This window comes from Ensifer meliloti (assembly GCF_030064585.1).
GTDB lineage: Bacteria > Pseudomonadota > Alphaproteobacteria > Rhizobiales > Rhizobiaceae > Sinorhizobium > Sinorhizobium meliloti.
This window is the reverse complement of sequence record NZ_CP120365.1, coordinates 1,900,043-1,924,960: the sequence shown is the minus strand read 5'-3', so window position 1 is coordinate 1,924,960 and position 24,918 is coordinate 1,900,043. Positions and strand designations below refer to the sequence as shown.

The window sequence follows — 24,918 nt, the reverse complement described above, 5'->3', positions numbered from 1 at the left end:
CTAGTTTATCGGGCGTCCATGCTCAATAGGCCACGCGCTTGTAGTAACGCCGCGTCGTCAGCGGGTGGTTGCGCATCACTTCGAGGTGCGCGCTGATGCGCTCGAGCACGGTTGCGAGAACGATCGGCGAGACGAGGCCGCGTACCTCTTGCGAAATGCCGGGCAGCGCAAAGTCGGCCGTGTCGAGCACGGTCAGCCTGTCCGTGTAGTTGGGCGCGAAATTCTGCACCCGGTCGGCAAGCGGCCGCAGCGCGTCCTCGCCCTTGAAGAGGATGACGCTGACGCCCTTTTCCACGAGCTCGAGCGTCCCATGGAAGAAGTCCGAGGCATGGACCGGGCGTGTCCGGATCCACTGCATCTCTTCGAGGATGCACATGCCGTAGTAGAAGGCCTCGGGCCAGGCGTTTCCGGCGCCGGTGACGATGTGGTAGTCGGAGCCCGCCAGAACGCGGGCGAAGGTCTCGGCCTTGTCCTCGTAACCGCGCTTCACTTCGAGGAGAAGCCCAGGAAGTCTTTCCAGCTCACCGGCGATCTGGTCGTAGTTCTCGATCTCGCCGCGGTGACGCATGATCGACAGCGCGATGAACAGGGATTGCAGGTAGAAGGACTCGCAGGACGTGTCGTCTTCGGCAAAGTTGACGAAGGCATGGTCGCCGCCCTTGCCGAGCGGCGTTTCCTCGTGACCCACCAGCGACAGGACCGTCGCGCCGGCCTCCTTCGCCTTTGCGAGCAGAGCCACGCTCTCCTTGGTCGTGCCGGAGAGCGACGGAATGACGACGATCGACTTTTCCGTCAGGTTGACCGAACCGGTGATGAAGAGCTCAGCCGGCAGGTCGATGAAGGCCGGAAAGCGCGACCTGCGCTGGAGCAACTGGGCGGCCGGCTGCATGAGAATGGCGGCACCGCCGGTCCCGAGGAAAAAGACGTTCTCCGCACCCTTTTCAAGGCAGGAGACGACGACGTCGTCCAGGCGTTGACGCAGGGCAACGGCGCCCGACTGGATGCGTAGGAATCTCTGTTCGTCAAAATTCAGCATGGTTCTCTCTCGACAGGTGGTGGCGATCGCCGGCTGGTGCCAACAATGTTGTAAGACAACTGACAACATCGCATGAAAATGTCAAGGGAGATAATCGGCCGAATGCACCTTCTGCCAGCGAGTTCCAGCAAGGGTATAAGCTAGAAGAGCTGTCCCTTGACCTTCCTGGATTTGTCAGACAAGAAGGATCATATTTTGCCGTCATTGGGAGAGAGGAATTGCCCGAGCCCCTTCGCGACACGCGCACCCTGGTCATACAGCTTCGCGACCGCATCGCCGATCTGATCCGGGAGCAGGGGCTCGCTCCGGGCGACAAGCTTCCGACGGAGGCGCAGCTGACGGAGCGTTTCAGGATATCCCGCCCGGCGCTGCGGGAGGCATTGAAGCTACTGGAACAGGATGGCGTCATCTATGTCGAACACGGCCGCGGCCGGTTCGTTTCGGCGGCGTCTGCGGTCCATGTCGAAAGGCCGATCACCGTCTTCGAGAGCGTCACCGACATGACGCGCCATTACGGCTATGCGACCGTCAACAAGGTACTCTCGATCGCCGAGGAAATGCCCGACGCGGTCACGGCGGGGCAATTGCGGCTCGCAAGCGGCGAACGTGTCATCCGTCTCGAGCGTCTGCGTCTGCACAAGGACGAGCCGATCCTCTATTGTCTCGACTACATCCCGCGCAGCATCATTCCGAGCCGCCTTTATGACATCGAATGGGGCGGCTCGCTGCTCGATCTGCTCGACCAGTATAGACACCGGCCGCGCATGTCCGCTGCTACGGTCACGGCGGTGATGCTTCCGGAGGACGTGGTGGAGCGCAACGATCTGCGGGATTTCGGGCCGGCGCTGCTGATCCGCGAGACCTGTTTCAATGCGAGCGGCGTGCCGGTCGTTTATTCCGTCGACTACCACCGCGGCAGCCATTTTTCCTTCAGCCTCGCGCGGAAATAGCGATCCGGGGTCGCACAGCGTTGCGAAGATCTTGAGGGAAGCGTCCTTCCCTCCGCCCTTGCCGGTCGGCCCAATCAGCGGGATGAGGAAAAGTGTGTGCGGTTTTCCGCCCGCATCCCGCGTCTCCACCTCTTGGAACCGGTCACGTTCATGCTTTTAGGTCGACCCGACCCTAAAAACATCGTGATCTAATGCGGCCTCGCGCGGCTCCGGCGTTTGTCCGTCGGCGGAGGGGTCTGGAAATTTCGCGCAGGCGCGGGTCGCCCCACATGGAAGCCCTGGACGTGGTCGATCCGGAATTGCCGCATGAGCGCGAGCTGTTCCTCCGTCTCGACACCCTCGACCAGGATCTTGTGCCCGCGGTTTCGCACCAGGCCGATAATGTCCCTGAGCATCGCCTTGCCCTTGGGCGTGTCGCAATCGTGAAGGAACGATCGGTCGATCTTCACCGTGTCGAAGTCGATCAGGCGCAGCCATGACAGGCCGGCGAAGCCGGTTCCAAAATCGTCGAGCCATATTCTGATGCCCAGCGTCTTCAAATCGGCGATGCAACGCAGGATATCGGAATGCATCTCCATCTCGAGCCCCTCGGTGATTTCGAAGGCGAGCCTGCTGCCGGCCACTCCGGTTTCGCCGAGAATGGCCGCGACCGAAGCTGCGAAGCCTGGCGATCTGAGCTGGATCGGCGAGACGTTCACGCTGACGACGGGCACATGCTCGCTTGCCAGGAGTTCCTGGCACACCATGCCTATGACCCAGCGGCCGAGATCGAGAATGGCCCCGGTCCTCTCGGCAATCGGCACGAAGAGGCTCGGAGGGACGGACGTGCCATCCAGCATCTTGAGCCGCATCAATGCCTCGACCGCGTCTACCCGGCCGGTGGCGACGTCACGTATGGGCTGATAGACGAGCGAGACGAGATTCTGGTCGATCGCAATTTTCAGGAGCGCGGCGATGTTCTCGCTTTCGTCGCTGCTTTGCGGGTCGTTCGGATCGAAGAGGCGCGCGCAGTTACGGCCGTTGGCCTTTGCCCCGTAGAGAGCGCGATCCGCTTCATGGATCAGCCTCTCGAGCTTCGAACCGATCTGGTTCCGGGTGAAACCCGCGCCGACGCTCACCGTCACGATCGACATGCCGTCGCGGCGCTGTTCGTGCGGCAGCGCGAGCGTCTCGACACTGTGCCGTACGGCTTCCGCCAGATCCGCAGCCTGCTCCCGCGTCTTCAGCCGTGCGAGCACGATGAATTCCTCGCCGCCATAACGGCCGATCGAGCCATCGTAGGGCGCGATCGACTCCTTCAGTGCATTGGCAACGAGAACGAGGCAGCGATCGCCTTCCTGATGGCCGTAAAAGTCGTTGTACCGCTTGAAGAAATCGACGTCGATAAGGATTGCTGCGAAGCTCTTCCCGCCTCTTTGCCAGTCGCTCCAATAGTCCCGGAGCTTCTGGTCGACCGCGCGACGGTTGTCGAGGCCCGTGAGCGAATCGGTATGCGACAGCCGCAGCAGCGCTTTTCCGCGGTCCGAGGCTTCCTTCTGCTGGATCTTCGCCTCGAAGGCATTGAGAAAGACCTTGTAGCGCTCCCGGTTGAGCTTCCAGTTCACATAGGACGTGAAGACGAAGCACGAGACGTAGAAGGTTCCGAAGGCGACCTGATAGGACACGCTTTTCGGTATATAGAAAATCAAGGCGAGAAAGAACGTGGCGAGGACGATTCCCGAGGTTACGACCGACAGGCGAAAGTGAAAACTGAAGAATAGATTGGCGCCCATCATGAATATCGCGCCAAAAATCATGTAATAGGAAATACTCTCGGTCTGGCTGGTCATCAGCGACGGGAACAGCCAACCCCAATAGCCCGCCACGAGTGCCCCTGCGCAGGTGAGATCGAACCACTTCGTCTCGGCATCCAGCCGAAACAATATCTCGATGGCGGCAATCGCCGTAGCGCCCACCGCAAGGCGTGCCAGGATTGCATAAAACGCGACATCCGGAACGAGCAGGATATCCGTGGCCGCGAACAGCAGATAGACGGCCACGGCCACCCAGAGGCCCTGGCGGCTTGCCATCCGGCGCGTGACTTCGCCTTCTCTCCGGTAGAGCGCTTGCAGCTCTACAGATTGCAGTCTGGGCGGCTGCGCCTGCAGATCGATCTCAATTACCTCGGCCAACGTGTGCCTCATGCACCGATCCCAATCGCTTTGCGCCGCCCGCCGCGAGGCTGAAACTCCTTGCGGCGATCGGCGCGTTCTGGATCACGATGATTTAGATCGGATCGACCTGAAACCATGAACGTGATCGATTCTAAAAAGTTGAGACGCGGGGCGCGGGCGGAAAACCGCACACACTTTTCCTTATCCCGCTCTTGTCGTTTCACGCCCCATCCAATCCCAACAAGCCCTACGAAGACAGCCAGAAACGTCCGGCACAATAGTCGAGGCAAATTAAGTTTTGCTGAATTGGCAAAGATCAGAAGAGCGTTCAATAGTGTATTGAAACAATCCAATGGCTGTTTTTATTAACCATATTATTCGAAAACTTGAAACCCGGCTGGCGCGGTGCCGCGTCCTGCGCATAATGTTAACAAACAGTTAACGGATGAGTAACGCGTGAGCCAATTTCAGATCGTACTAGACGGCGAGAGCCTCATTACGCCCGCCGCCATCGCAACCGAATTCAATTCCCAGAGAATCGAGTTTTACGAAGAACAGCTGGCGACAGGAAAGGCCGAGATTGCGCTGATTTTGAACATCGCGCAGCAACAGTTCGGACAAAGGCGAGACCCTGCGGAAATAATACATAGGATTGCCGGGTCTCTTCATGAGGCGCGCAACAAGTATCAGCCGAGCGTCTGGCAGGAGCTGATACCACTGGTGCAGAATCACGCGGTATCGGACTTCTTCCTGCAGGACCCGTTTACGCGCTGGTCGTTCGAAAAGCCCCGAGGTTATTCCGGCGACGCCCAGTTGCTCGACTTCATCTATGGACATCCGAGCATTGCCGGGGAGGTCGCAAAGGCCACGCCGCTCGGGCGAGCGCTCTACGATTACACCAAGGAGGCCTCGTCTTCGGTGGCCGTGCGGGAGCGGCGCGACCTGCTGACGCGCCATGTCGATGAGATTGCGGCGACACGGGGAGGGGAGGCCGAGATCCTGACGATCGCGGCCGGGCACCTGCGCGAGGCCAACCGCTCGGCAGCCTTGCGGGAGGGAAGCCTGAAACGGTGGGTCGCCCTCGATCAGGATCCGCTGAGCGTCGGTTCGATCGCGCGCGACTTCATGGGAACACGCATCGAGGCAGTCGACGGGTCGGTCAAAAGTCTTCTCACCAGGTCACAGGAGCTCGGCCAGTTCGATTTCATCTACGCCGCCGGGCTTTACGATTACCTTACCGAAAAGGTGGCGGTGAAGCTCACGCGCAGATGCCTGGAAATGCTGAAGCCGAACGGGGTCTTCCTCTTTGCCAATTTCGCGCGCGACATCCATGTCGACGGCTACATGGAAACTTTCATGAACTGGGCGCTGCTGCTTCGATCGGAGTTCGACATGTGGCAGATCATCCATGCCAGCGCTGACAGGGAAGCCATCGAAGCGCGCGTGCAGTTCGGTGCGAACCGTAACGTCGTCTACGGCATCATTCAAAAGCGTTCATAAGGCAGAGCGGGAGTGCGTGCGGTTTTCCGCCCGCATCCCCCTCCAACCTGTTGGACTCGTTCACAGCGACTGCGCGCGCCCCGGCAGGGCGCGCCGCTGTGGCGGGGTGCAAACAGGAACCGGCTTCAGTGCTTCAATTTCGAGGCCTTCCAGCCATATGTCGAGGGTGTCGCATGAAGATGGGCCGATGAGCCCGCGGGCAGCAGAGGTGTCAGGAGCGGCTGCGCAGCCGCCGTCAGCCGAATGGCATCCTCGTGCGCTTGCGTCTCCTGTTCCGGCTCCGTCTCTTGCTCCATGCCGGCGACACCCTTCAGGCGGATCAATATCTCCTGTGCCCTTGTCTTGCAGAGGAAGTGGTTCGCGTCATCGGATACGATGTCGTGGAAGCTCTGGAAGGTGGCGATAGCGGCATCCCTTTGGCCTGAAGCCAAGCGCGCGACCGCGAGTTTATAGCGCAGGATGCCTCGATGCGGATAGCGGGCAAGCAGCTCTTGAAACGTCTTGCCCGCCTTGCGGTAGGATGCCTGCGCCATTTGCGTGTCGCCGAGCCAGTGGAGAACGTCGTCCGCGTTCGGCACCGCCGGCAGCAAAGTGCGATAGAGATGCTCCGCCTCCACATAGGCGCCAACGTCGCTCAAGAGATGCGCAAGGCGACAGCGTGCCTCGATATGTCCCGGAACGGTGCGGATCAGCTGCCGATACCCCGCTTCGGCTCCGTCGAAGTCGCCGAAGGCGTGCAGCGCCACCGCCCGCTCCAATACGATGCCGAGGCTGCGGCGATTGAGACAGTCGCGCAGGTTCCTGCCCGTGAGGGTTCTGAGAAGCATACTGCGGAGGCGACGCCCGCAGGCGTCGATCCTCTCTCCCTCGTCGGCGGTGTCGACGCGCGCAAACTCCCCTTCGGGAAAGGCATCGAGCAACCGGTCGAGCCGCGCCGAGGCCGCGCCGCAACGGTCGAACCGGATGCTTGTCCAGTTTTCGGAAGCGAGGATGCCGGCGAATGCGTCTGCCGCCTCGCTTTCAAGGCCAGGTGTGCAGAGGAAACCGGTGCGTCCGGTTCCGTGATTGCCGATCATCAGGATTTCGTCGACGAAGAGTCCCGTGTCCTCGTCCTGAGAGGTCGCCAGCTCGAGCGGCAAGAACGCGTCGTACCGTTTTCCGGCGGCGCGGTGCTTCCAGGCCAGAATGAGCCACCTCTCGCGGTGCGGAAGGTATTCCTGCAGCCAGGGCCAGGAGAGAAAAGCGTGCGCTTCCGGATCTGAACGATATATCTTGTTCCAGTTTCTATGATTTTTTTTAAATTCTTCGATGCAGTCGATAACGTGGACTGTCATTGTCGCCTCTTTGAGGCAGTATACTCGATACTCGCCAAAATCGTTACGTTAGTGAATAATTGAATATAATAATGCTTCTATTCAGTATACACCGTCCAACTGCGCAGGACAACCACCGAGTGCCGGTATTCGGCTGCTCCCCTATATGGAGCGCTCGTCGAAGTTCGGTCTCGATCGAATGAACGTCCACAGACGTTTGCTGATATCGGTGATCTCGCGGACCGCATTGTCGAGACGCGCCATCTCGCGGGCATCGAGCTGCTCGACCTTGCCGTAGCGCACATCCTTCTCGCCTTCGACGAGCCGCATCAGCTGCGTGCTCGAAATCTCGCCCTGCTCGTCGACGGAGTAGATGCAGTGATTGTACTTGTTGCGCATCTTCGATTGCTGCTTCAGGCGCAGGGTTATGGCGAGCACCTCGTCGCGAGTCGCCACGGGGATCCGCGGCAGCTTCGCCAGACGCTCTGTCAGATCGATACGCGCGCGGGTCGTATTCAGCGTCAGGAAAACGACGATGGCCGCGTCCTTTTCCACCCCCAGAAGGTGGGCGATCACGTAGATCAGCAGGCTTTCGGTGTTGGTCCACACGTAGTTCAGGCGACCAACGAGCAAAAGCACATCCTGTGCAGCCGCCATGGCGATCTCCAAGCAGTCCCGAGAATGATGCGCCAGGACCGGATTTGCGCAATTGCATTTTCCGCCGATCGAAACCGGCTTCCATCGATGTCCTGCATTCAGGTCTCCTTGAACGCGCGCGACATGCTGTCTGTGATGGGCTTCGTCAGATATTCGAAGAAGGTGCGCTCCGAGGTGGTGATCAGCACCTCGGCCGGCATGCCGGGCACGGGGTGGAAGCCGTGGATGCGTCCGATCTCGCTCGCCGGCACTTCGACGCGCACGATATAGACGTCGCGCTGCTGGCCGCCGGCTACTTCCTCCTCGATCGAATCCGCCGAGACGTAGAAGACCTTGCCTTTCAGCACCGGCGTCGTGCGGCGATTGAGTGCCGAAAGCCGGATCGTCGCGTCCTCGCCGACCTTGAGCTGATCGATGGCGGTACGCAGCAACTGCGCCTCGATGATCAGCGGCACATTGGCCGGCAGGATCTCCATGATCGGCTTTCCGCTTGCGATGACGCCGCCGGCCGTATGGAAGTAGCTGCGTACGACGGTGCCGTCGACAGGCGAACGGATGGTGGCGCGGCCGAGCACTTCGGACGCCTCCCGAACCTGCTCGCGTACGCTGTCGAGATCGGCCTCGGCCGCTTCGAGGCCGTCGAGCGCCGCCTGCTTGTTGGTATTGACGGCGATGACCGCCTCCTGGCGGTAGCGGTCGATCTGCGTGTAGCTCTCCTTGACCTCGGATTCGAGCCGGCCGATCTCGCCGATCGCGTCGGCGATCGCGCGGTCCAACGCCATGAGTTCCGGGCGCCGGATCAGGCCCTTGTCGGCGAGCTTGCTCTTGGCCTCCCGCTCCTCGTTGAGAATCTCCAGCTGCCGGTTGAACGATGCCTGCTGCAGAGCGTATCCCCTGGCCCGGAATTCGAGCGAACGGATGTTCTGGTCGATCAGGTTCAGCTGGTCGCGCAGCTTGATCTTCTTGCTCTGAAAATTGACGTTCTGGCTTTCCATGATGGCGCGAACGTCGGGATCGTCGGCCTGTCGGGCGACAATTTGGGGTACGCTGAAGGCGTCTTCGCCCACCGCCTCCGCCCTCAACCGCCCGACGACTGCCTCCAGGCGGAGGCGCTTGAGGTTGAGCATACGTGCGTTGGCCCGGGCGACCGTCTGGTCGAGCTTCACGAGAATGTCGCCGGCCTTGACCTTGTCGCCCTCGGCGACCAGCAGTTCCTCGATGATGCCGCCTTCCAGATGCTGGACGATCTTGTTGTTGCCGTTGGCGACGAAGCTTCCCTGCGCGATGATTGCCGCGGCGAGCGGTGCCGCGAAAGCCCAGTAGCCGAAGCCGCCGAAGGAGATCGCGATCAGCGCCAGGCCAAGCAGAGTGTGGAACCGGATCGAACGGGGGACCTCGGCATACCACTCCGCCGGATTTCGAGGTTCGCCGCTCCGCTTGTCGCTTTGCATCGTCACTCTCCGTGAATGCGGGATTGCCCGCGGTCGCCTTCGGCCTTTGCTCCAAGCGCGGCGAGCACCTCGTTTCGGGCGCCGAACATCGCCACGGTGCCTTCGTGCAGCACCATGATCTTGTCGACACATTGCAGGAGAGCAGGGCGCTGCGTGATGGTGACGGTGGTGATGCCCTCCTTCCTGGCATGCAACAGCGCGCGGGCAAGTGCGGCCTCGCCATTGCTGTCGAGGTTCGAATTCGGCTCGTCGAGGACGACGAATTTCGGATTGCCGAAGAAGGCGCGCGCCAGAGCTATGCGCTGTTTCTGACCGCCCGACAGCGGGGCGCCGTCAGCGGCGACCACGGTCTCGTAGCCTTGCGGAAAGGTTGCGATCAGTTCGTGCACGTCGGCGAGCACCGCCGCCTCATAAACCAAGCTGTCGTCGACATCGTCGCGCATGCGGCAGATATTGGCCTTGATCGTTCCCGGGAAGAGCTGGACGTCCTGGGGAAGGTAGCCGATGCTTTCGCCGAACTGGCGCTGATCCCAGTTGCGCAGGTCCATGAGATCGAGGCGGACACTGCCGGACGTGGGCAGAATCGAACCGACCAGCATCTTGCCGAGGGTGGTCTTGCCGGAGCCGGAATTGCCGATGACCGCAAGCGATTCCCCCTTTGCCAGCGAAAAGGAGATGCCGTTCAGGATCACCCGCTTCTGCGGCGGCGGGACGAAGAGGATGCGCTCGACGTCGAGCCTGCCTTCCGGCTTCGGCAGGCGCAGCCGCGGGAAGTTCAAGGGCGAGGTGAGCAAGAGCTGCCTGATGCGCTGATAGGCGGCACGCGAGTGATTGAGCTGGTTCCAGCCTTCGATAGCCCCTTCGACGGGCGCGAGCGCACGCCCGGCAATGATCGAAGCGGCGATCACCATGCCGCCGGTCAGTTGCCCTTCCATCGCCAGATGCGCTCCCCAGCCGAGAAGTGCCACCTGGGTGAACATCCGCACGGCCCTGGAGGCGCCGGTGAACATTATGTTGCGGTCCTGAGCGTAGACCTGCGCCTTGAGCGAGGCCGCCGTCTCCTGGCCCCACATCCTCACCGCTTCCGGAATCATCGCCATGGCATTGATGATCTGGGCGTTGCGCGCCATCGAGTCGAGATGAAAATTGGCCCGGCCGAGCGAGGCATTGGCTTCGCTGAACGGTTTTGTGGTCGCCTTCTGATTGAGATAGGCGATGACGAAGAGAACCGTACAGCACAGGATGACGATCATGCCGAGTTGTGGCTGTATGAGGTAGACCACGATCACGAAGAGCGGTGTCAGCGGAGCGTCGAGGAAAGCGGTGAGCGTGCCGGAGGTGATGAAGGCGCGAAGCTGCTGCAGGTCGCCCAATATCTGGTAGTCCCGGCCGCTTCCGTGCAGCGAGGCTCGGGCTGCCGCACTGAGGATCGGTGTGCCGAGCTGGACCTCGATTTCGACGGCGGTGCGCATCAGGATGAAGCGGCGGATCGCGTCGAGAATAACCTGGAGCGCCACGGCGCCGAGCACGGCGATCGTCAGCATGACCAGCGTGTCCTGCGAGCGGCTGGTCAGGACCCGGTCGGATATCTGGAACAGATAGATCGGGATGGCCAGGACCAGGACATTGATGGCCAGGGTGAAAGCGATGACGATCAGCATGTTGCGCCGGACAGCGGCCATGCCGTTGTGCAGGCTGGCGGCGAAGTTCGCCGGTCCCATGCGCTTGTGAAGCGTGCTCCGGCCACCGCCGTTTTCACTCGCTTGCCCTTCACCCGTTGCGCTCGGTTCAACCGGGCGAAGGTCGCCTTGCTTCATCGGGCCCGGATCATTGTCGATCGTTCGCGGCAGCCCTGGGGGTTGCCGTCGTCCCACCTTGGGAACCTCGCCCTCGTTGCGGCACGCATCGGTCGATGCCGATGCTTGCTCTCGCTCCGAGAAGCTTGCCGCGGCTGCCTTTCCGTCCGACCCTGACCGCTTTCCGAAGCGTGTGACAGCCTCGGCTTCGGCCGTCCCGGGCAGCTCCAGCCGTGCGACATCGTGGCGCTGCGGCTTGCCTCGCCCGGCATACCACTTCGACATGTCGTTCATGCTCGCTCCCCTGCGCTTGCGCTTGAAGTCGTTTCGGTTCGAACCGTCCAACGGGTCTTCCGCTCGAACCTGTGCAGTCCCAAGGGCTCGAAGCGGATCGGCTTCAAGCCAGTATCGTATGCATGACGTCGCTCCACTGGCTCCCGGACTGGTCGGTGCCGACATCGCCGTCCATGTCTTTGCCTTGCTGCGCCGTATCCTCGCCGATAAAGGCGATGAGTTCGGTCGTCAGACCGCCACTTTCCCGCTGAAGGTCCGGCATCCCGTCGACTATTCCCGATTGAATGAGCACCGCGTCGGAATAGGATCCGCCTCCGACATAGGTCGTCCCGCTGGAACCGTCGAAGTCGATGATTTCGGCGACATTGACGACGGCATTGTTTCCCGTATGCACCGTGACCGAGGCCTCCGATCCATCTTCGAGCACCTTGCCGGCGGCATACGAGACGGCATCGGCGTCGCCGAGAATGCTGACCTGTTGGACGATCGTGATGTCGTAGAGATTGCCGGTGATGAACAGGATGTGCAGGTCGGCATAGCCCTCGAAATCATGGTCTCGCAGGAGTTCGTCCGGCAATGTACCGTCGCCCTCGCGCATCTGGTCGGCGGCCTCATGAAAGTAGTCCGGCATTGCCTCGAAGCGGACGCCGGAGCTCACGTTTTCGATCGAGGCCATGTTCCAGACGAGATTGCCGCCCGTGTCCAGCGCGATGCCCTTGCCGGCGGATATGCCTGCGATCTCGTCATTGTCGTAGAGGATGGAGATCTGGCTGATGACGTTGAGATCGACCAGCCGGCCGCCGACGAGGACCAGATCGTAATGCTCGGCAATGCCGAGGAACGATGCGACGTTCACTGCCGTGTTGCCGCCGCTGAGTACGGTCGTCTCCGCACCCGTCCTGGTGACGGTCAGCCTGTCATTGTCGCTGACGAAGTTGTACTGCTCGATCCAATGGACGAGGGAAAGGTCGCCTTCGACGACATTCACCTGCCAGTTTTTTGGGAATGTCGGAGATTCGGCCGGAATCTCCGGTTCCCCGGGAAGGCTCGCCCCGGATTCGCCTCCCCCGAAGCTTGCGATGTTCAGTGCGACGGTCGTGGTCATCGTCGCGCATGTACCGGAGATCGCGCCGTCGAGCGTGTCCCTGTCGGCATAGACGTAGGATTGCGAGATGACATCGATTTGATGGTGGTCGCCCATCACGGCGGTCACGGGTGCGGCCGCGGCAGTGCCGACGACGCTGGCAACATTGGCGACGACATTGGTCCCCGCGTCGATGTCGAGGTCGCCGTTCTGAAGCGGTTTGTCGAGGGGCGTCTCGGCGGGGTGCGCGGTGTGCTCTCGCCCGGGAAGATTGTCGCGCAGTTCCGGCGCGGTCTCGGCGCGGGTGCCGTTGACATAGGTGCCTTCAATGCGCTCTGCGATGAGAACGGCATCGCCCGACTCGTTCTTCACCAGTTCGTCCGGAGAGGCGGCTTGCGGAAGGTTCTCCGGTCCGCCTGTCGCGGGCGCGGCCGGAACGGCCTGTTGGCTGGTGCCCGCCATGGAGGCAAGTGCTTCAAGGTTCGCCACCCCTGCGGCGAAAGAGGCGGGCGCATCGGCGGCGCCGATCTGCGCGAAGGGCGAGGCTTCAAGGGCTTCCGCGAGAAAATCTTCGAGCGTTTGGTCGACATGCGTCAGGTTGCGCGGTTCCACAAGCATGCCGGTCAGGTTCACGACATCGTCGTCATGAAGGGTGCTTGCCTGATAGATATGGCTGAACACCGGGTCGGGACCCGCAGGAGGCATCGTACCCGACGCTTCGGGGCCGTTGCCGGAGATGCCGTGGTCCTCCCGGGACCGGACATCCACCTGTCCGGCTTGCGCCGCGCCGGCCGGTTGGTCGAGGTGATGCCGTGACGGGGCGACATGATCGGCGGAGTCGAGCCGGGCGATGTCGTAAGCCCGGAGTTCGTAGGAGATATCGGGATCGTAGCTTTTTAACGCGAAGTCAGACTGGAAATCAGGCGATTGTACGTAGTCGGAATCTTCCTTTTGCACAGTCTTCGGGGTTTCATGTCCCTGCAGGTATTCAAATCTTATACGCGCGTCATCGATAGCCGTGTTGAACAGCCCTATGAAATGCGCAACGATCTCGTTGATCTTCTCCGAGTGCATTGTCCGATCCTTCCCCTTTCCGCAGCAAAGGGTGCCTTCGACCTCTTTTTTCTTCAAACGGATACGAGTGAAGGAAACGTGCGGGCGTTCGCCCGCGATCGGTCTTCCCCGTTGCACGGCCGGAGCATCCGGTCATTCATTCGACGTCGCCATCCGACCCCGCCGGGATCACGCCCGGATCGCCAACGGTGGTGCTGACGTCGGCGTTGCTGAGAAGGTTCGCGCCCTGGACGATTTCGTGGTGGAAGTCCGGATTTACCGGGCTTGGCGGCGTCTCCGTCGAGGGGTGGGACGCATCCTCGCCCTTGAGATCCCAACCATCCGGGGCGAGGCCGTCGCCACCAGGTTCTCCGCTACCTGCCCCGGGATCGGCATTGCCGCTCTTGCTGACGTCATAAGCACGGTCCTGATCGGCGAGGCTATTGGCCTGGGCGAGGCTGAACCCGGCTTCGTAGATGCTGGCGCCATTGCCCAGAACATTGTCGACGTCAAGGGAAAAGGAAAAGCCGTCGCCGAGGGAGAAGGCAAAGTCGCCCCCGGCGGTCTCGGTGAGACTGGTGCTGCCACCGGCAACCGACCTGCTGGACGTGTTCGTCGCTACGCCATCGGCAAGCGCACCCGTCTTCAGCTCGTCATCGGCACTGAAGTTGTCGTGGAGCCCAAGATTCTTCTGTGAGGAATCGGGCATAAGCACTTCCTCATAAGAGGGGGAGCCAGCACCGAAACCCTTCATCTTTTATAGGATTCTTGAGGCGCTGGCTCTTTTGGCGGTTTAGCGGAAATGAAATCTTCCGTCTCTGCTTGCAATGTCATTTTAGCGCGATACTAAGCGCCTAAATTTATACGTATGATAAATTCATAGTCATAAGATTTGGCATATAAACGTAAGTATCTATACTTCCGATCTTCTACGCAAAACAACGACCGAAGACGCACAAAATGTTGGTGCGACCATTGGAGTGTGATCTGGAACGCTGCTGAGTGAAAGCTACCTATTGTGGTTATGAGACTCGGCACCGGCCGCCTCGGAATTTTCGCCTTATATTCGATGCGCCGCAACCGAAGCGCTCGTTTCGAGCGCAGCTCGCGCTTCCCTCGCCATGCCTGTGCATATACATTGATCCAGCCGCTGCGCTAAGAAACTGAAAATACTCAAGAATGTTGATCGGAGTCGTGCAGGTCGTTTGCCGGGGCCCGCTTGGAACGCGGGAGTGAAGGCCGGCTGCAGGAATCCGTGGCGGAAAGTGCGCCGGCCACCTTCGTCAGCACCCGATCGAGTGTATTGGCCGCGGCCCGCATTACCTTCGCGATAATCCGATGTGAGTATCGACCTCGTCAAACGGAGTGGCGAATACTTGTCCGAGTTACTGCGAAGAACTTCGCGGGACTGACGAGGCGTAAGGTGCGGCACCCCTCAAAAGCGAGGGTCCGGCGAAAGGCGCGAGTGGCGTTGCCGATCCCGTGCGAATTTCGCGGATTCGCCCAAAATTGGTTCGTTCTTGGACGATTTAGACAGGATTGTGGCCGCCACCTAATCCTTTTGGGCGGTTTTACATCCCCCATATTTACGATACATTAGCCAACATAAATTCTTTTTTTCCAGAAATTTTTTTTATCCAAGCAATTTTCACAACGCGGGCCTTTCTCCACATGGGTAAAAAACCCGTAAAAACCAAGGGGAAGTCCGAGGAGGGGATAATGTATCGTGCGAGTTCGGGGTTGGGCGGGTTCGAAGACAGCAAAAGTGTATTACCGAAAAAAAGCAAAATAGTCATGCTAGCCAGGACGGACCTCTTCGCCGAGTGTCTGACCCAGGCGATCGGGGCGCGTTTTCAGGACCGGGAAGTGGTGCGGCTTTCGGACGCCGACAGCCTTCTGGACGGCAACCTCGTAGATGTGACGCTGGTCATGCTCTACCGCGTGCCGACGGCAAACTTTCCGTCGATCATCAGGATGATCCATGAGTTTCATCCGAAAGCGGCGATCGGCCTGCTGGTCGACAACGCGGAAGGGCTCGACGCGTCGGTTTCGCACCTGGTCGAGGAGGGGATGATCCACGGTGTGTTGCCCCTGAATCTCCACCTCGATGTCTGCCTCACCGCCATCGACCTCCTGATGAAGGGCGGCGAACATTTTCCCGCCGCACTGCTCAGGCGCCTCGCGCCGAAGAATCCTGGAGAGCGGGACCTCGCCACCCGGAACGAGACGGCTTCTGAAAATGTCGATCCGGAGCGCAGGAAAGGATTTGGCCAGGTCGTTCTTACGACACGCGAAATCCAGATTCTCGATCTCATCTGCATGGGCACGCAGAACAAGATCATCGCAGATCGCCTCGGACTGTCCGAAAACACCGTCAAGGTGCATGTGCGCAACATCTACAAGAAGATGAACGTGCGCAATCGCACCGAGGCGGCCTCGCGCTATTTCAGAAACGACGGAGGCGTGGGCCCTTCCCGCACCCCGTCGCCGACGCGCTGGCGCAACTGACCGTTCGACCCTAAGACAAGGCTGCCGCGCGGCGTCTCTACGGCGCCGCCCGGCAGCTCTATGTTTCCGGCCATACTAGACATCAGCAGCCGCTATTCCGCGGCCTCGTGGCCAAGGACGCCGCGCCGGATCTGGTCGGCTTCGATCGACTCGAACAATGCGCGGAAATTGCCTTCGCCGAAGCCCTCGTCGCCCTTGCGCTGGATGAATTCGAAGAAGATCGGACCGATCACCGTTCGCGAGAAGATCTGCAGCAGGATCTTCGTCATGCCGCCATTCACCACGCCCTCGCCGTCGATCAGGATGCCGTGTGTCCTCATCCGGTCGATCGGCTCGTCGTGTCCGTGAACGCGCTGATGGGACATTTCATAATAGGTTTCCGGCGGCCCCGGCATGAACTTCAGGCCGTTTTCGGCGAGTTTGTCCGTCGCGTCGTAGATCGCCTCGGTACCGACGGCGATGTGCTGGATGCCTTCGCCTTTGTACTTCTTCAGATACTCCTCGATCTGGCTCGTGTCGTCCTTCGATTCGTTCAGGGGAATGCGGATCTTGCCGCAGGGCGAGGTAATCGCCCGGCTGACGAGGCCGGTGATGCGGCCATCGATGTCGAAGAAATGGATCTGCTTGAAATTGAACAGTTCGCGATAGAAGGCCCACCACTTGTCCATGTTGCCGCGATAGACGTTGTGGGTCAGGTGGTCGAGATAGTAGAAGCCGACGCCGGGCGGCTTCGGATCACGCTCTCCCAGCCATTCGAACTCGGCGTCATAGGCCGATCCCTTTTCGCCGTAGGCTTCCACGAAATAGAGAAGCGAGCCGCCGATGCCGACGATCGCCGGCACGTCCAGGCACTTGTTGTTGCCGGTATAGGCTTCGGCGCCCTTGGCGACGGCGTGCTCGAAAGCATGCTTCGCGTCGACGACGCGCCAGGCCATCGACGGGGCGCAGGGCCCGTGCTCGCCGACGAAGCGCATGGCATGCGATCCGGCTTGCGCATTCAGGACATAGTTGATATCGCCCTGCCGCCAGACGGTGATGTCCTTGGTCTTGTGCCTGGCGATCGGCGTATAGCCCATACGGCCGAAGAGCTCCGCAAGCTTCTCCGGCTCCGGGTGGGCGAACTCCACAAACTCGAAACCGTCCGTCCCTGCGGGGTTCTCCGCCGAAATCGCGGGGGGCGGTGCGTCATGTGGGAACGGGCCCATCGTCAGTCTCCTCTTATCCTCCAAACTCTGCTGGATTATGGCGCAGTTTCGATGCATGGTGCTTGTATTCTTGCGTGATTCAGCAGGATCGGCGCATGAATTGTGCAGAGAAGCGTTTGAGGGTGCATGAATGGAGCTGCTTGACGGATTCGATCTCAAGATCCTGAGCGAACTGCAGCGCGACGGTCATCTGACCAACAACGAATTGTCCGAGCGCGTCGCGCTGTCTCCTTCGCAATGTTCGCGCCGGCGTACGCGCCTGGAGGCGGAAGGCTTCATCACCGGCTACCAGGCGCAGATCGACCGTCAGAAGCTGGGGCTCGATCTGATGGTGGTGATTTCGGTCACGCTGGCCACGCACAATCGCGACAATGCCAAGCGTTTCGCCAATCTCGTTTCGGCTCTGCCGGAGGTGCTGGAGGCCTACGCGCTGACTGGTGAAATGGACTACCATCTGCGCGTCGTGACGCCGGATCTTGCCGGGCTCTCCCGCTTCGTCAACGAGGTGCTCCTGCCGCATGACAGCGTGCAGCACGTCAAGACATCGATCGTACTGGAGACGCTCAAGAGTTTCGAGGGGCTGCCGATACCGGCGCGGATGAAGGGATAAGCGCTAACCGTCCGCACCTTTGCTAGCGGTCATTGATCGCCCGCTCCACGGCGCCCAGGCCCTGCGAGAGCGCCTCCATATTCTCTGCCCCAAGCACGGAATGCAGCTCCGCCTGATAGTCGCTCGCAAGCTCGGTCAGCTCCCTATAGGCCTGCCGGCCCGCCGGCGTCAGCGCCAGATGCTCGAAACGGCGGTCCCGCCCGTCCTCCTCGCGCTTCAGCCAGCGGCGCTGCTCGAGGCTGAAGACCGCGCGGCTTACTTTCGTCTTGTGCATGGTGGAGTGCGCGCCGATTTCGGTTGCCGTCATGCTGCGGCGGGAGCTGCCGAGTGCCGCAAGCGTGCGCCATTCCGGCCGCGTCAGCTGGTATCGCGCTTTGTACTGTGCGGCAAAGCGCAAGCCGACGAATTCCGCCGCCCGGTTCAGCCGATAGGGCAGGAAGTTCTCCAGTTCGAATCGCTCCTCGGCCATCGCTTTCCTTCCTTGATAGTTACAAAACCGACAGTTACGCTTGTAACTAATATAGCGAAGGAATGAGGAGGCTCAAGCCATGTTGGAGAAGGTGGAAAAACAGCGGCGGGCAGGTTCGGGTCAGCAGCGCGCCGCCGGCTATATGCCTGGATTCGGCAACGACTTCGAGACGGAAAGCCTGCCCGGAGCGCTGCCGCAGGGGCAGAACAGCCCGCAGAAATGCAATTACGGCCTTTATGCCGAACAGCTTTCCGGCTCGCCCTTTACCGCGCCGCGCGGCACCAACGAGCGCTCCTGGCTCTACCGGATCCGGCCGAGCGTCCGCCACACCGGACGCTTCCGCAGGATCGACTATCCGCATTGGAAGACGGCGCCGCATGTGGGCGAGCATTCCCTGGCGCTCGGGCAGTTGCGCTGGAGCCCTTTGCCGGCTCCCTCGGAAGCGCTGGACTTCCTTCAAGGCATCCGCACGATGACGACGGCGGGCGACGCGCTGACGCAAGCCGGCATGGCCGCGCATGCCTATGCCTTCAATGCCGACATGGTGGACGACTATTTCTTCAACGCCGACGGCGAGTTGCTGATCGTTCCCGAAACGGGCGCGATCCAGGTTTTCACCGAACTCGGCAGGATGGACGTGGAGCCGTCCGAGATCTGCCTCATACCGCGCGGCATGATGTGCAAGGTCACTCGCCTCGGAGAGGAGAAGGTCTGGCGCGGCTACATCTGCGAGAATTACGGCGCGAAGTTCACGCTCCCGGATCGCGGCCCGATCGGCGCCAATTGCCTTGCCAATCCGCGCGACTTCAAGACGCCGGTCGCCGCCTACGAGGACAAGGAAACGCCGTGCCGGGTACAGGTGAAGTGGTGCGGCTCGTTCCATATGGTCGAGATCGGCCATTCGCCGCTCGACGTCGTTGCCTGGCACGGCAATTACGCGCCTTACAAATACGACCTCAAGACCTTCTCGCCCGTCGGCGCGATCCTGTTCGACCATCCCGATCCGTCGATCTTCACGGTGCTGACGGCGCCTTCGGGAGAGGAGGGGACGGCCAATGTCGACTTCGTCATATTCCCGCCCCGCTGGCTGGTCGCCGAACATACGTTCCGCCCGCCCTGGTATCACCGCAACATCATGAGCGAGTTCATGGGCCTGATCTACGGGCGCTACGATGCGAAGGAGGAAGGATTCGTTCCGGGCGGCATGAGCCTGCACAACATGATGCTGGCGCACGGGCCGGACTTCTCCGGGTTCGAGAAGGCTTCCAACGGCGAGCTGAAGCCGGTGAAGCTCGACAACACCATGGCTTTCATGTTCGAGACCCGCTTCCCTCAGCAGCTGACGACGTTTGCCGCAGAGCTCGACACGCTGCAGGACGACTACATGGATTGCTGGTCCGGCCTCGAACGGAAATTCGACGGCACGCCTGGAATCAAGTGACTTCCGCCGCCGAACCGTGACATGCTGCAAATATCCGCGCCACCCGGCGAGGATCAACAACGCATCGGGAACACCACTCCATGAAACTCGCGACGCTGAAAGATTCCACCCGCGACGGCAAGCTCGTCGTGGTCTCGAAAGACCTGACCCGCTGCTCCGAGGTGGGTCATATCGCCCGCACGCTGCAGGCTGCGCTCGACGACTGGGCGCATGCGGGTCCGCGGCTGGAGCGCGTCGCCGAGGGGATCGAGACCGGGGCGCAGCCGACCATGCGATTTCATGAGCACGACGCAGCCTCGCCGCTGCCGCGTGCCTTCCAGTGGGCGGACGGTTCGGCCTATGTCAATCATGTCGAGCTTGTCCGAAAGGCGCGCAATGCCGAGATGCCGGCAAGTTTCTGGACCGATCCGCTGATCTATCAGGGCGGTTCCGACAGTTTTCTCGGCCCACGCGATCCGATCCTGATGGCCGACGATGCCTGGGGCATCGATATGGAAGGCGAAGCCGCTGTCATCGTCGACGACGTGCCCATGGGTGCGACGCTCGATGAAGCAAAGGCCGCGATTCGCCTAGTCATGCTCGTCAACGACGTCTCCCTGCGGGGCCTCATTCCCGGAGAACTCGCCAAGGGCTTCGGCTTCTATCAATCGAAGCCGTCCTCCGCCTTCTCGCCGGTCGCGGTGACGCCGGAGGAACTCGGCGAAGCCTGGGATGGCGGGAAGCTGCATCTGCCGCTTCACGTCGATCTCAATGGCGAGCCCTTCGGGCGGGCCAATGCCGGTATCGACATGACCTTCGATTTTCCGCAGCTGATCGTGCACGCCGCGCGAACGAGGCCGCTTTCGGCCGGCACGATCATCGGCTCGGGCACCGTTTCCAACAAGCTCGAGGGCGGGCCGGGCAGGCCGGTTTCCGAAGGCGGGGCCGGCTATTCGTGCATCGCGGAATTGCGCATGATCGAGACGATTGAAGGCGGGGCGCCGAAAACGCAATTCCTGAAATTCGGCGATGTCGTCCGCATCGAGATGAAGGATCGCACCGGCCATTCGATTTTCGGCGCCATCGAACAGAAGGTCGGAAAATACGAGCGCGGCTGAGGCCGGGCAGGGTGGAGACGGGTGTGGCGAACGAAACCGTGCTTTACGACTATTGGCGCTCGTCGGCGAGCTACCGGGTGCGGATCGCCCTCAACCTGTGCGGCGAAGCCTATCGCTCCGTCCCGGTCGACCTGCTCGCAAAGGCTCATCGCGCGCCGGAGCATCTCGCCCGGAATCCGCAGGGATTGGTGCCGGTGCTCGACATCGACGGCGAGCGCCTCACCCAGTCGCTCGCCATCATCGAATATCTTGCGGAGACGCGGGATGGGACGGGTCTCCTCCCGGCCCATCCCATCGACCGGCAACGCGTCCGCGCGCTTTCCTATGCCGTGGCGATGGATATCCATCCCGTCTGCAATCTCGGCGTGGTCGCCCGTGTGATGGCGGGCGCGGGCGACGGCGAGGCCGCGCGGCGCGAGTGGATGCAGAAATTCATCGGCGAGGGTCTCGCTGCCTTCGAGCGTATGCTGGACCACCCCGCGACCGGTGCATTCTGCCATGGCGATCGTCCGACGATGGCGGATCTCTGCCTTGTGCCCCAGGTCTACAATGCGCGGCGCTGGGATGTCGATCTTGCGGCCTGCCCGCTTCTGGTCGCCATAGATCGCCGCTGCGCCGGCATCGACGCCTTCCAGAGGGCGCATCCCGACCGCGCAAAACCTTAGATCCCCGTCGGGATGCGATTTCGTCATTCCGGACCTCGTGTGGCCTGTTCCGCCAAGCCGATGTCGCGAATGGATCGGCGGGCCGCAGATCGCCAAGCTAGTTTTTGCGCGACTGCCCGTGTAAGGGGGCGCGTGGGAACACCTCAAAACGAGAGATTCATCGATGAAGAGCTATGTGCTGACCGTCAGCTGCAAATCCACCCGCGGCATCGTCGCCGCCATCACCGGCTATCTCGCCGAAAAGGGCTGCTATATCAGCGACAGCTCGCAGTTCGACGATTTCCAGACGGGCCTGTTCTTCATGCGCCTCACCTTCATCAGCCAGGATGGCGCCAAGCTCGAAGAGCTGCGCGAAGGCTTCGAGCCGGTGATCAAGCGCTTCGAGATGATGATGGAGATCCGCGATTCCGAGGAGCGCATGAAGGTGCTGCTCATGGTGTCGCGCTTCGGCCATTGCCTGAACGATCTTCTCTACCGCTGGAAGATCGGGGCGCTGCCGATCGACATCGTCGGCGTCGTTTCCAACCACTTCGACTACCAGAAGGTGGTCGTCAACCACGACATCCCCTTCCACCACATCAAGGTGACGAAGGAGAACAAGCCCAAGGCCGAAGCCCAGCTGATGGATGTCGTCGAGCAGACCGGCGCCGAACTGATCGTGCTGGCCCGCTACATGCAGGTGCTTTCGGATGCGCTCTGCAAGAAGATGTCGGGGAAGATCATCAACATCCACCACTCCTTCCTGCCGTCGTTCAAGGGGGCGAACCCCTACAAGCAGGCCTATGAGCGCGGCGTGAAGCTGATCGGCGCGACGGCGCATTACGTCACCGCCGATCTCGACGAGGGCCCGATCATCGAGCAGGATATCGCCCGCATCACCCATGCGCAGTCGGCCGAGGATTACGTCTCGATCGGCCGCGACGTCGAAAGCCAGGTGCTGGCCCGCGCCGTGCACGCCCATATCCACCACCGCTGCTTCATCAACGGCAACCGCGTCGTCGTCTTCCCGCCGAGCCCGGGTTCCTACGCCTCGGAACGGATGGGGTGATCGTCAATCCTTGCCAACATTGGCATTACAGCGCCGCGCGTCTTATCAGACGCGCAAAGGTTGTGTGCGTCAAGTTCTGCAAAATTGGGCGGTCATGCGTGCTGGTCATGCGGCTTGACGGAGTGCGAGTTTCTTGTGCTCTCGCAGGTCGTCCATGTTGATGTAGCGATTGGCCTCCATCCAGTTTTCGTGGGTTTCGACGGCGAGCGCGCGGACGAGGCGTAGGCAGCTCTCGGTGTTGGGAAAGATGCGCACGACGTAGGTTCTGCGGCGGATTTCCTCGTTGAGGCGTTCCAGCATGTTGGTGCTCTTGAGGTGCTTGTGATGCTGGCGCGGCAGACGAAAGAAGGTCAGCGTCTGCTCGATGGTTTCCTCAACCCAGGAGGTCAGGCGCGGATAGCGGACCGACCATTTTCCCAGCCACGCGGCGAGATCGGCCTTCGCCTCATCAAGGTCGCGGCGATCATAGAGCCATCGAAGCTCCTGCAGGCAATCGTCGCCATGTTTGCGCGGCAGGTGATCGAGGGCGTTCCTGAGGAAATGCACGTAACAGCGCTGCCAGGCAGCTTCCGGGATCACCTCGCCAATTGCCGCGACGAGACCGGCATGGTCGTCGGAGACCACCAGTTCGACGCCCTTCAAACCGCGCCCTTTCAGCCTGACGAGGAAGTCCTTCCAGGCGCAACGGCTTTCACGGCCGGCCATCTCGACCGACAGGATCTGCCGCCGTCCGTCCCAGTCGATGCCGACAGCGATCAACACCGCCTGGCTCATCACCACACCGGCCTCGCGCACCTTCTCATAACGGGCATCGAGAACCAGGTAGGCAAACGGCTCTTGAAGCGAGCGCTCGGCAAAGGCCTTCAGGCTCTCGTCCAGCCGCTTGTTGATCGCCGAGATCGATGACGCCGAGAAGGCATGGCCGCACAGCTCCTCGGTGATCGCCTTGACCTTCCGCGTCGACACCCCTTGCACATACATCTCCGCCAAGGTTGCCACCAGCGCCCGCTCGGAGCGCTGATAGCGTTCGAACAATTCGGTGGAGAAGTGCCCCGAGCGATCCTGCGGCACCCGCAGCTCGAGCTTGCCCACCCGCGTGATCAGCGTGCGGCCATAGTGGCCCGAACGGTAGCCGAGCCGCTCCGGCGTGCGCTCGCCTTTCGCAGCTCCCAGCGCCTCGTCCATCTCCGCTTCCAGCACCTCCTGCATCACCGTGCGGATCACCTCGCGCAGCCCATCGGGGTTCGAAAGCAAAATGTCTTTGACGGCGGCGCTGGCTGTCCTACCTTCAGTCTTGGTCATGGTGGCGTTCCTTCCAGGGAATCAGGTGACGTCAACATCACCAGCCTGCCATGACCGCCTCTCTCAGTGAATTTGCAGAACCTTCAGCACACTACCCGCGCAAAGGTGGCTGTAAACATGCAGTAGCGGTCACCCACCCCCTCAACCGCCTGCCGGCACCTTCTCCCCGCAGGCGGCAGGGCTATCGCATATGAGCGATAAGAGAAGTGAGGAATTCGTCATCCCAGCCCGCCTTTTTAATTTTCCGGCGGATGGAGGCCTTGTCGGGGTGCGATCGCAAGAGGTTGAGAGCGATCTTGCGCAAGAACGCAATGTTCTGCGGGCCGTTGTCCTTGCGGTTTCTGGCGGCGTCCTCGTGGAAGTGGACATCCAGAACCCAATGCAGTTTGTTTTCGATTTGCCAATGGGTTCTTACAACCTCGATCAGCGCGCTCGGCGACATGGTGGTGGAGAGCAGGAAGTAGCGGACATGGCTGGTCAAATGGCCGTTGGTATGACGGCTTGTGGTCTCGACGCAGCCGATGGCCTGCAGGCCCGGAAAGTTGATATCGCCGGCAGCCACAACGCTGGCGCGGCGTGTCTCGGTGCGGTCATGGGCAGTCTCGGCTGCAATCTGGATGCTCTCGACGTGGCCGGCGTCCTCGATGCGGGCGAGCGCCTGGGCCAAGAGGCCGGGCTGGTTGGCCTTCAGTGCCAGAGCATAATCGCCGCCGGCAGCGAGGATGGCGCGGGCGGTGTCGGGCCGGCAATGCAGGGCATCGGCGGTGACGATAGAGCCCTCCAGTGCCAGCAGCGCGAGCGCATCGAGAGCCCCTTGCACCTCATTGCGGCCCGGCGCGAGCTTTTGGCCGATGACCAGACCGGGACCGGCAGCCCAGACATTGACGAAGTGGAGTGGCGTGGCCTTGGCGGCGCGCCGGTAGGCACCGCGCACCGCCTTGCCATCGATCGCTACCACCCCTTCGAGACCCTGCGCAAAGCTCGCCGTGAGACGGCGAAAGGCCGCATCAAAGGCATCCGGATCGAGATGGCGGAAGACGGTGGAGAAGGTGTCATGGCTGGGAATGCCATAGGGCAGCGGCACGATTGTCTTCAGCCATTTCTTCTTGGCAACGCCGAAATCGGCCATATCGGTACAGCTTTCCGCACCGCAGACAATCGCCGCAACGGCAATGAACAGGATCGACGTCAACGGATGGCGCGCATTGCGACCGCGCGGATCTGGCAAATCTTCAAAGCAAGCGGCAAATCTACTCATCGAGACCTCCAAGGCAGCGGAGGACTTC

Annotated in this window: 20 protein-coding genes; 8 read left to right on the top strand and 12 right to left on the bottom strand. The window is 61.2% G+C overall.

Annotation, left to right across the window (positions count from 1 at the left end; all coding sequences use genetic code 11):
- Nucleotides 1-22 precede the first annotated feature (22 nt).
- Nucleotides 23-1,036 carry an SIS domain-containing protein gene (locus PZL22_RS16340; RefSeq protein WP_003535705.1) on the bottom strand — a complete coding sequence of 338 codons (1,014 nt, stop codon included), beginning with the start codon at nucleotides 1,034-1,036 and terminating at the stop codon, nucleotides 23-25.
- Nucleotides 1,037-1,254: 218 nt separating this feature from the next.
- On the opposite strand from PZL22_RS16340, the gene PZL22_RS16335 reads away from it, so the two are divergent.
- Nucleotides 1,255-1,986 (top strand): GntR family transcriptional regulator, encoded by a 732-nt coding sequence (locus PZL22_RS16335; protein WP_003535703.1) that lies wholly within the window; start codon nucleotides 1,255-1,257, stop codon nucleotides 1,984-1,986.
- A 188-nt stretch (nucleotides 1,987-2,174) separates the two neighbouring features.
- On the opposite strand, the gene PZL22_RS16330 is transcribed toward PZL22_RS16335, so the two are convergent.
- Nucleotides 2,175-4,169 carry a putative bifunctional diguanylate cyclase/phosphodiesterase gene (locus tag PZL22_RS16330; protein WP_028004498.1) on the bottom strand — a complete coding sequence of 665 codons (1,995 nt, stop codon included), beginning with the start codon at nucleotides 4,167-4,169 and terminating at the stop codon, nucleotides 2,175-2,177.
- Between the two features lie 426 nt (nucleotides 4,170-4,595).
- On the opposite strand from PZL22_RS16330, the gene PZL22_RS16325 reads away from it, so the two are divergent.
- A complete protein-coding gene (locus PZL22_RS16325; RefSeq protein WP_003535701.1) occupies nucleotides 4,596-5,639 on the top strand; it encodes a class I SAM-dependent methyltransferase in 1,044 nt (347 codons plus the stop codon).
- A gap of 125 nt (nucleotides 5,640-5,764) precedes the next feature.
- Here the strand turns inward: PZL22_RS16325 and PZL22_RS16320 are convergent, their stop codons facing one another.
- From PZL22_RS16320 to PZL22_RS16295, 6 genes are all read right to left on the bottom strand, one after another.
- The gene (locus PZL22_RS16320) at nucleotides 5,765-6,973 is read right to left on the bottom strand and encodes a tetratricopeptide repeat protein (RefSeq protein ID WP_127615638.1); all 1,209 of its coding nucleotides are present in this window, start codon (nucleotides 6,971-6,973) and stop codon (nucleotides 5,765-5,767) included.
- Nucleotides 6,974-7,114: 141 nt separating this feature from the next.
- A complete protein-coding gene (locus PZL22_RS16315; RefSeq protein WP_003536777.1) occupies nucleotides 7,115-7,609 on the bottom strand; it encodes a hypothetical protein in 495 nt (164 codons plus the stop codon).
- A 98-nt stretch (nucleotides 7,610-7,707) separates the two neighbouring features.
- Nucleotides 7,708-9,060: an HlyD family type I secretion periplasmic adaptor subunit gene (locus tag PZL22_RS16310; protein WP_003536776.1), complete on the bottom strand. Its 1,353-nt coding sequence runs from the start codon at nucleotides 9,058-9,060 to the stop codon at nucleotides 7,708-7,710.
- Nucleotides 9,061-9,062: 2 nt separating this feature from the next.
- Nucleotides 9,063-11,150 (bottom strand): type I secretion system permease/ATPase, encoded by a 2,088-nt coding sequence (locus tag PZL22_RS16305; RefSeq protein ID WP_013844877.1) that lies wholly within the window; start codon nucleotides 11,148-11,150, stop codon nucleotides 9,063-9,065.
- 103 nt (nucleotides 11,151-11,253) lie between these two features.
- A complete protein-coding gene (locus PZL22_RS16300; RefSeq protein WP_003536774.1) occupies nucleotides 11,254-13,308 on the bottom strand; it encodes a hypothetical protein in 2,055 nt (684 codons plus the stop codon).
- Nucleotides 13,309-13,444: 136 nt separating this feature from the next.
- Nucleotides 13,445-13,996 (bottom strand): hypothetical protein, encoded by a 552-nt coding sequence (locus PZL22_RS16295; RefSeq protein ID WP_003536773.1) that lies wholly within the window; start codon nucleotides 13,994-13,996, stop codon nucleotides 13,445-13,447.
- A 1,010-nt stretch (nucleotides 13,997-15,006) separates the two neighbouring features.
- On the opposite strand from PZL22_RS16295, the gene PZL22_RS16290 reads away from it, so the two are divergent.
- Nucleotides 15,007-15,795 carry a helix-turn-helix transcriptional regulator gene (locus PZL22_RS16290; RefSeq protein ID WP_033049321.1) on the top strand — a complete coding sequence of 263 codons (789 nt, stop codon included), beginning with the start codon at nucleotides 15,007-15,009 and terminating at the stop codon, nucleotides 15,793-15,795.
- A 92-nt stretch (nucleotides 15,796-15,887) separates the two neighbouring features.
- On the opposite strand, the gene hppD is transcribed toward PZL22_RS16290, so the two are convergent.
- Nucleotides 15,888-17,000 carry a 4-hydroxyphenylpyruvate dioxygenase gene (hppD, locus tag PZL22_RS16285; RefSeq protein ID WP_003536763.1) on the bottom strand — a complete coding sequence of 371 codons (1,113 nt, stop codon included), beginning with the start codon at nucleotides 16,998-17,000 and terminating at the stop codon, nucleotides 15,888-15,890.
- 130 nt (nucleotides 17,001-17,130) lie between these two features.
- Between hppD and PZL22_RS16280 the strand changes: the two genes are divergently transcribed.
- A complete protein-coding gene (locus tag PZL22_RS16280; protein ID WP_003536762.1) occupies nucleotides 17,131-17,610 on the top strand; it encodes an Lrp/AsnC family transcriptional regulator in 480 nt (159 codons plus the stop codon).
- 22 nt (nucleotides 17,611-17,632) lie between these two features.
- On the opposite strand, the gene PZL22_RS16275 is transcribed toward PZL22_RS16280, so the two are convergent.
- Entirely contained in the window at nucleotides 17,633-18,079 is a 447-nt protein-coding gene (locus tag PZL22_RS16275; protein WP_003536761.1) for a MarR family winged helix-turn-helix transcriptional regulator, read from the bottom strand.
- Between the two features lie 79 nt (nucleotides 18,080-18,158).
- On the opposite strand from PZL22_RS16275, the gene hmgA reads away from it, so the two are divergent.
- From hmgA to purU, 4 genes are all read left to right on the top strand, one after another.
- Nucleotides 18,159-19,520, top strand: a complete 1,362-nt coding sequence (gene hmgA / locus PZL22_RS16270) for a homogentisate 1,2-dioxygenase (protein ID WP_003536760.1) — start codon at nucleotides 18,159-18,161, stop codon at nucleotides 19,518-19,520.
- 80 nt (nucleotides 19,521-19,600) lie between these two features.
- Complete coding sequence (locus PZL22_RS16265; RefSeq protein ID WP_003536759.1) at nucleotides 19,601-20,617, top strand: fumarylacetoacetate hydrolase family protein; 1,017 nt, start codon at nucleotides 19,601-19,603, stop codon at nucleotides 20,615-20,617.
- An 11-nt stretch (nucleotides 20,618-20,628) separates the two neighbouring features.
- Entirely contained in the window at nucleotides 20,629-21,282 is a 654-nt protein-coding gene (maiA, locus tag PZL22_RS16260; protein ID WP_010970301.1) for a maleylacetoacetate isomerase, read from the top strand.
- 163 nt (nucleotides 21,283-21,445) lie between these two features.
- Nucleotides 21,446-22,330, top strand: coding sequence for a formyltetrahydrofolate deformylase (purU, locus tag PZL22_RS16255; protein WP_003536756.1), 885 nt, complete (start codon nucleotides 21,446-21,448; stop codon nucleotides 22,328-22,330).
- A gap of 105 nt (nucleotides 22,331-22,435) precedes the next feature.
- Here the strand turns inward: purU and PZL22_RS16250 are convergent, their stop codons facing one another.
- Nucleotides 22,436-23,632, bottom strand: a complete 1,197-nt coding sequence (locus PZL22_RS16250; protein ID WP_284718509.1) for an IS256-like element ISRm5 family transposase — start codon at nucleotides 23,630-23,632, stop codon at nucleotides 22,436-22,438.
- A gap of 181 nt (nucleotides 23,633-23,813) precedes the next feature.
- Entirely contained in the window at nucleotides 23,814-24,890 is a 1,077-nt protein-coding gene (locus tag PZL22_RS16245; protein WP_013844321.1) for an ISAs1-like element ISRm21 family transposase, read from the bottom strand.
- Nucleotides 24,891-24,918: the final 28 nt, after the last annotated feature.

Excerpts from the sequence above, each read along its gene's own strand:
- PZL22_RS16275 (WP_003536761.1), bottom strand. The coding sequence starts at position 18,079 with ATGGCCGAGGAGCGATTCGAACTGGAGAACTTCCTGCCCTATCGGCTG.
- hppD (WP_003536763.1), bottom strand. The coding sequence starts at position 17,000 with ATGGGCCCGTTCCCACATGACGCACCGCCCCCCGCGATTTCGGCGGAG.
- PZL22_RS16300 (WP_003536774.1), bottom strand. The coding sequence starts at position 13,308 with ATGCACTCGGAGAAGATCAACGAGATCGTTGCGCATTTCATAGGGCTG.
- PZL22_RS16280 (WP_003536762.1), top strand. The coding sequence starts at position 17,131 with ATGGAGCTGCTTGACGGATTCGATCTCAAGATCCTGAGCGAACTGCAG.
- PZL22_RS16340 (WP_003535705.1), bottom strand. The coding sequence starts at position 1,036 with ATGCTGAATTTTGACGAACAGAGATTCCTACGCATCCAGTCGGGCGCC.
- PZL22_RS16310 (WP_003536776.1), bottom strand. The coding sequence starts at position 9,060 with ATGCAAAGCGACAAGCGGAGCGGCGAACCTCGAAATCCGGCGGAGTGG.
- PZL22_RS16245 (WP_013844321.1), bottom strand. The coding sequence starts at position 24,890 with ATGAGTAGATTTGCCGCTTGCTTTGAAGATTTGCCAGATCCGCGCGGT.
- PZL22_RS16290 (WP_033049321.1), top strand. The coding sequence starts at position 15,007 with ATGTATCGTGCGAGTTCGGGGTTGGGCGGGTTCGAAGACAGCAAAAGT.
- purU (WP_003536756.1), top strand. The coding sequence starts at position 21,446 with ATGAAGAGCTATGTGCTGACCGTCAGCTGCAAATCCACCCGCGGCATC.
- PZL22_RS16320 (WP_127615638.1), bottom strand. The coding sequence starts at position 6,973 with ATGACAGTCCACGTTATCGACTGCATCGAAGAATTTAAAAAAAATCAT.
- PZL22_RS16250 (WP_284718509.1), bottom strand. The coding sequence starts at position 23,632 with ATGACCAAGACTGAAGGTAGGACAGCCAGCGCCGCCGTCAAAGACATT.
- PZL22_RS16330 (WP_028004498.1), bottom strand. The coding sequence starts at position 4,169 with ATGAGGCACACGTTGGCCGAGGTAATTGAGATCGATCTGCAGGCGCAG.
- PZL22_RS16315 (WP_003536777.1), bottom strand. The coding sequence starts at position 7,609 with ATGGCGGCTGCACAGGATGTGCTTTTGCTCGTTGGTCGCCTGAACTAC.
- PZL22_RS16305 (WP_013844877.1), bottom strand. The coding sequence starts at position 11,150 with ATGAACGACATGTCGAAGTGGTATGCCGGGCGAGGCAAGCCGCAGCGC.
- PZL22_RS16265 (WP_003536759.1), top strand. The coding sequence starts at position 19,601 with ATGAAACTCGCGACGCTGAAAGATTCCACCCGCGACGGCAAGCTCGTC.
- hmgA (WP_003536760.1), top strand. The coding sequence starts at position 18,159 with ATGTTGGAGAAGGTGGAAAAACAGCGGCGGGCAGGTTCGGGTCAGCAG.
- PZL22_RS16295 (WP_003536773.1), bottom strand. The coding sequence starts at position 13,996 with ATGCCCGATTCCTCACAGAAGAATCTTGGGCTCCACGACAACTTCAGT.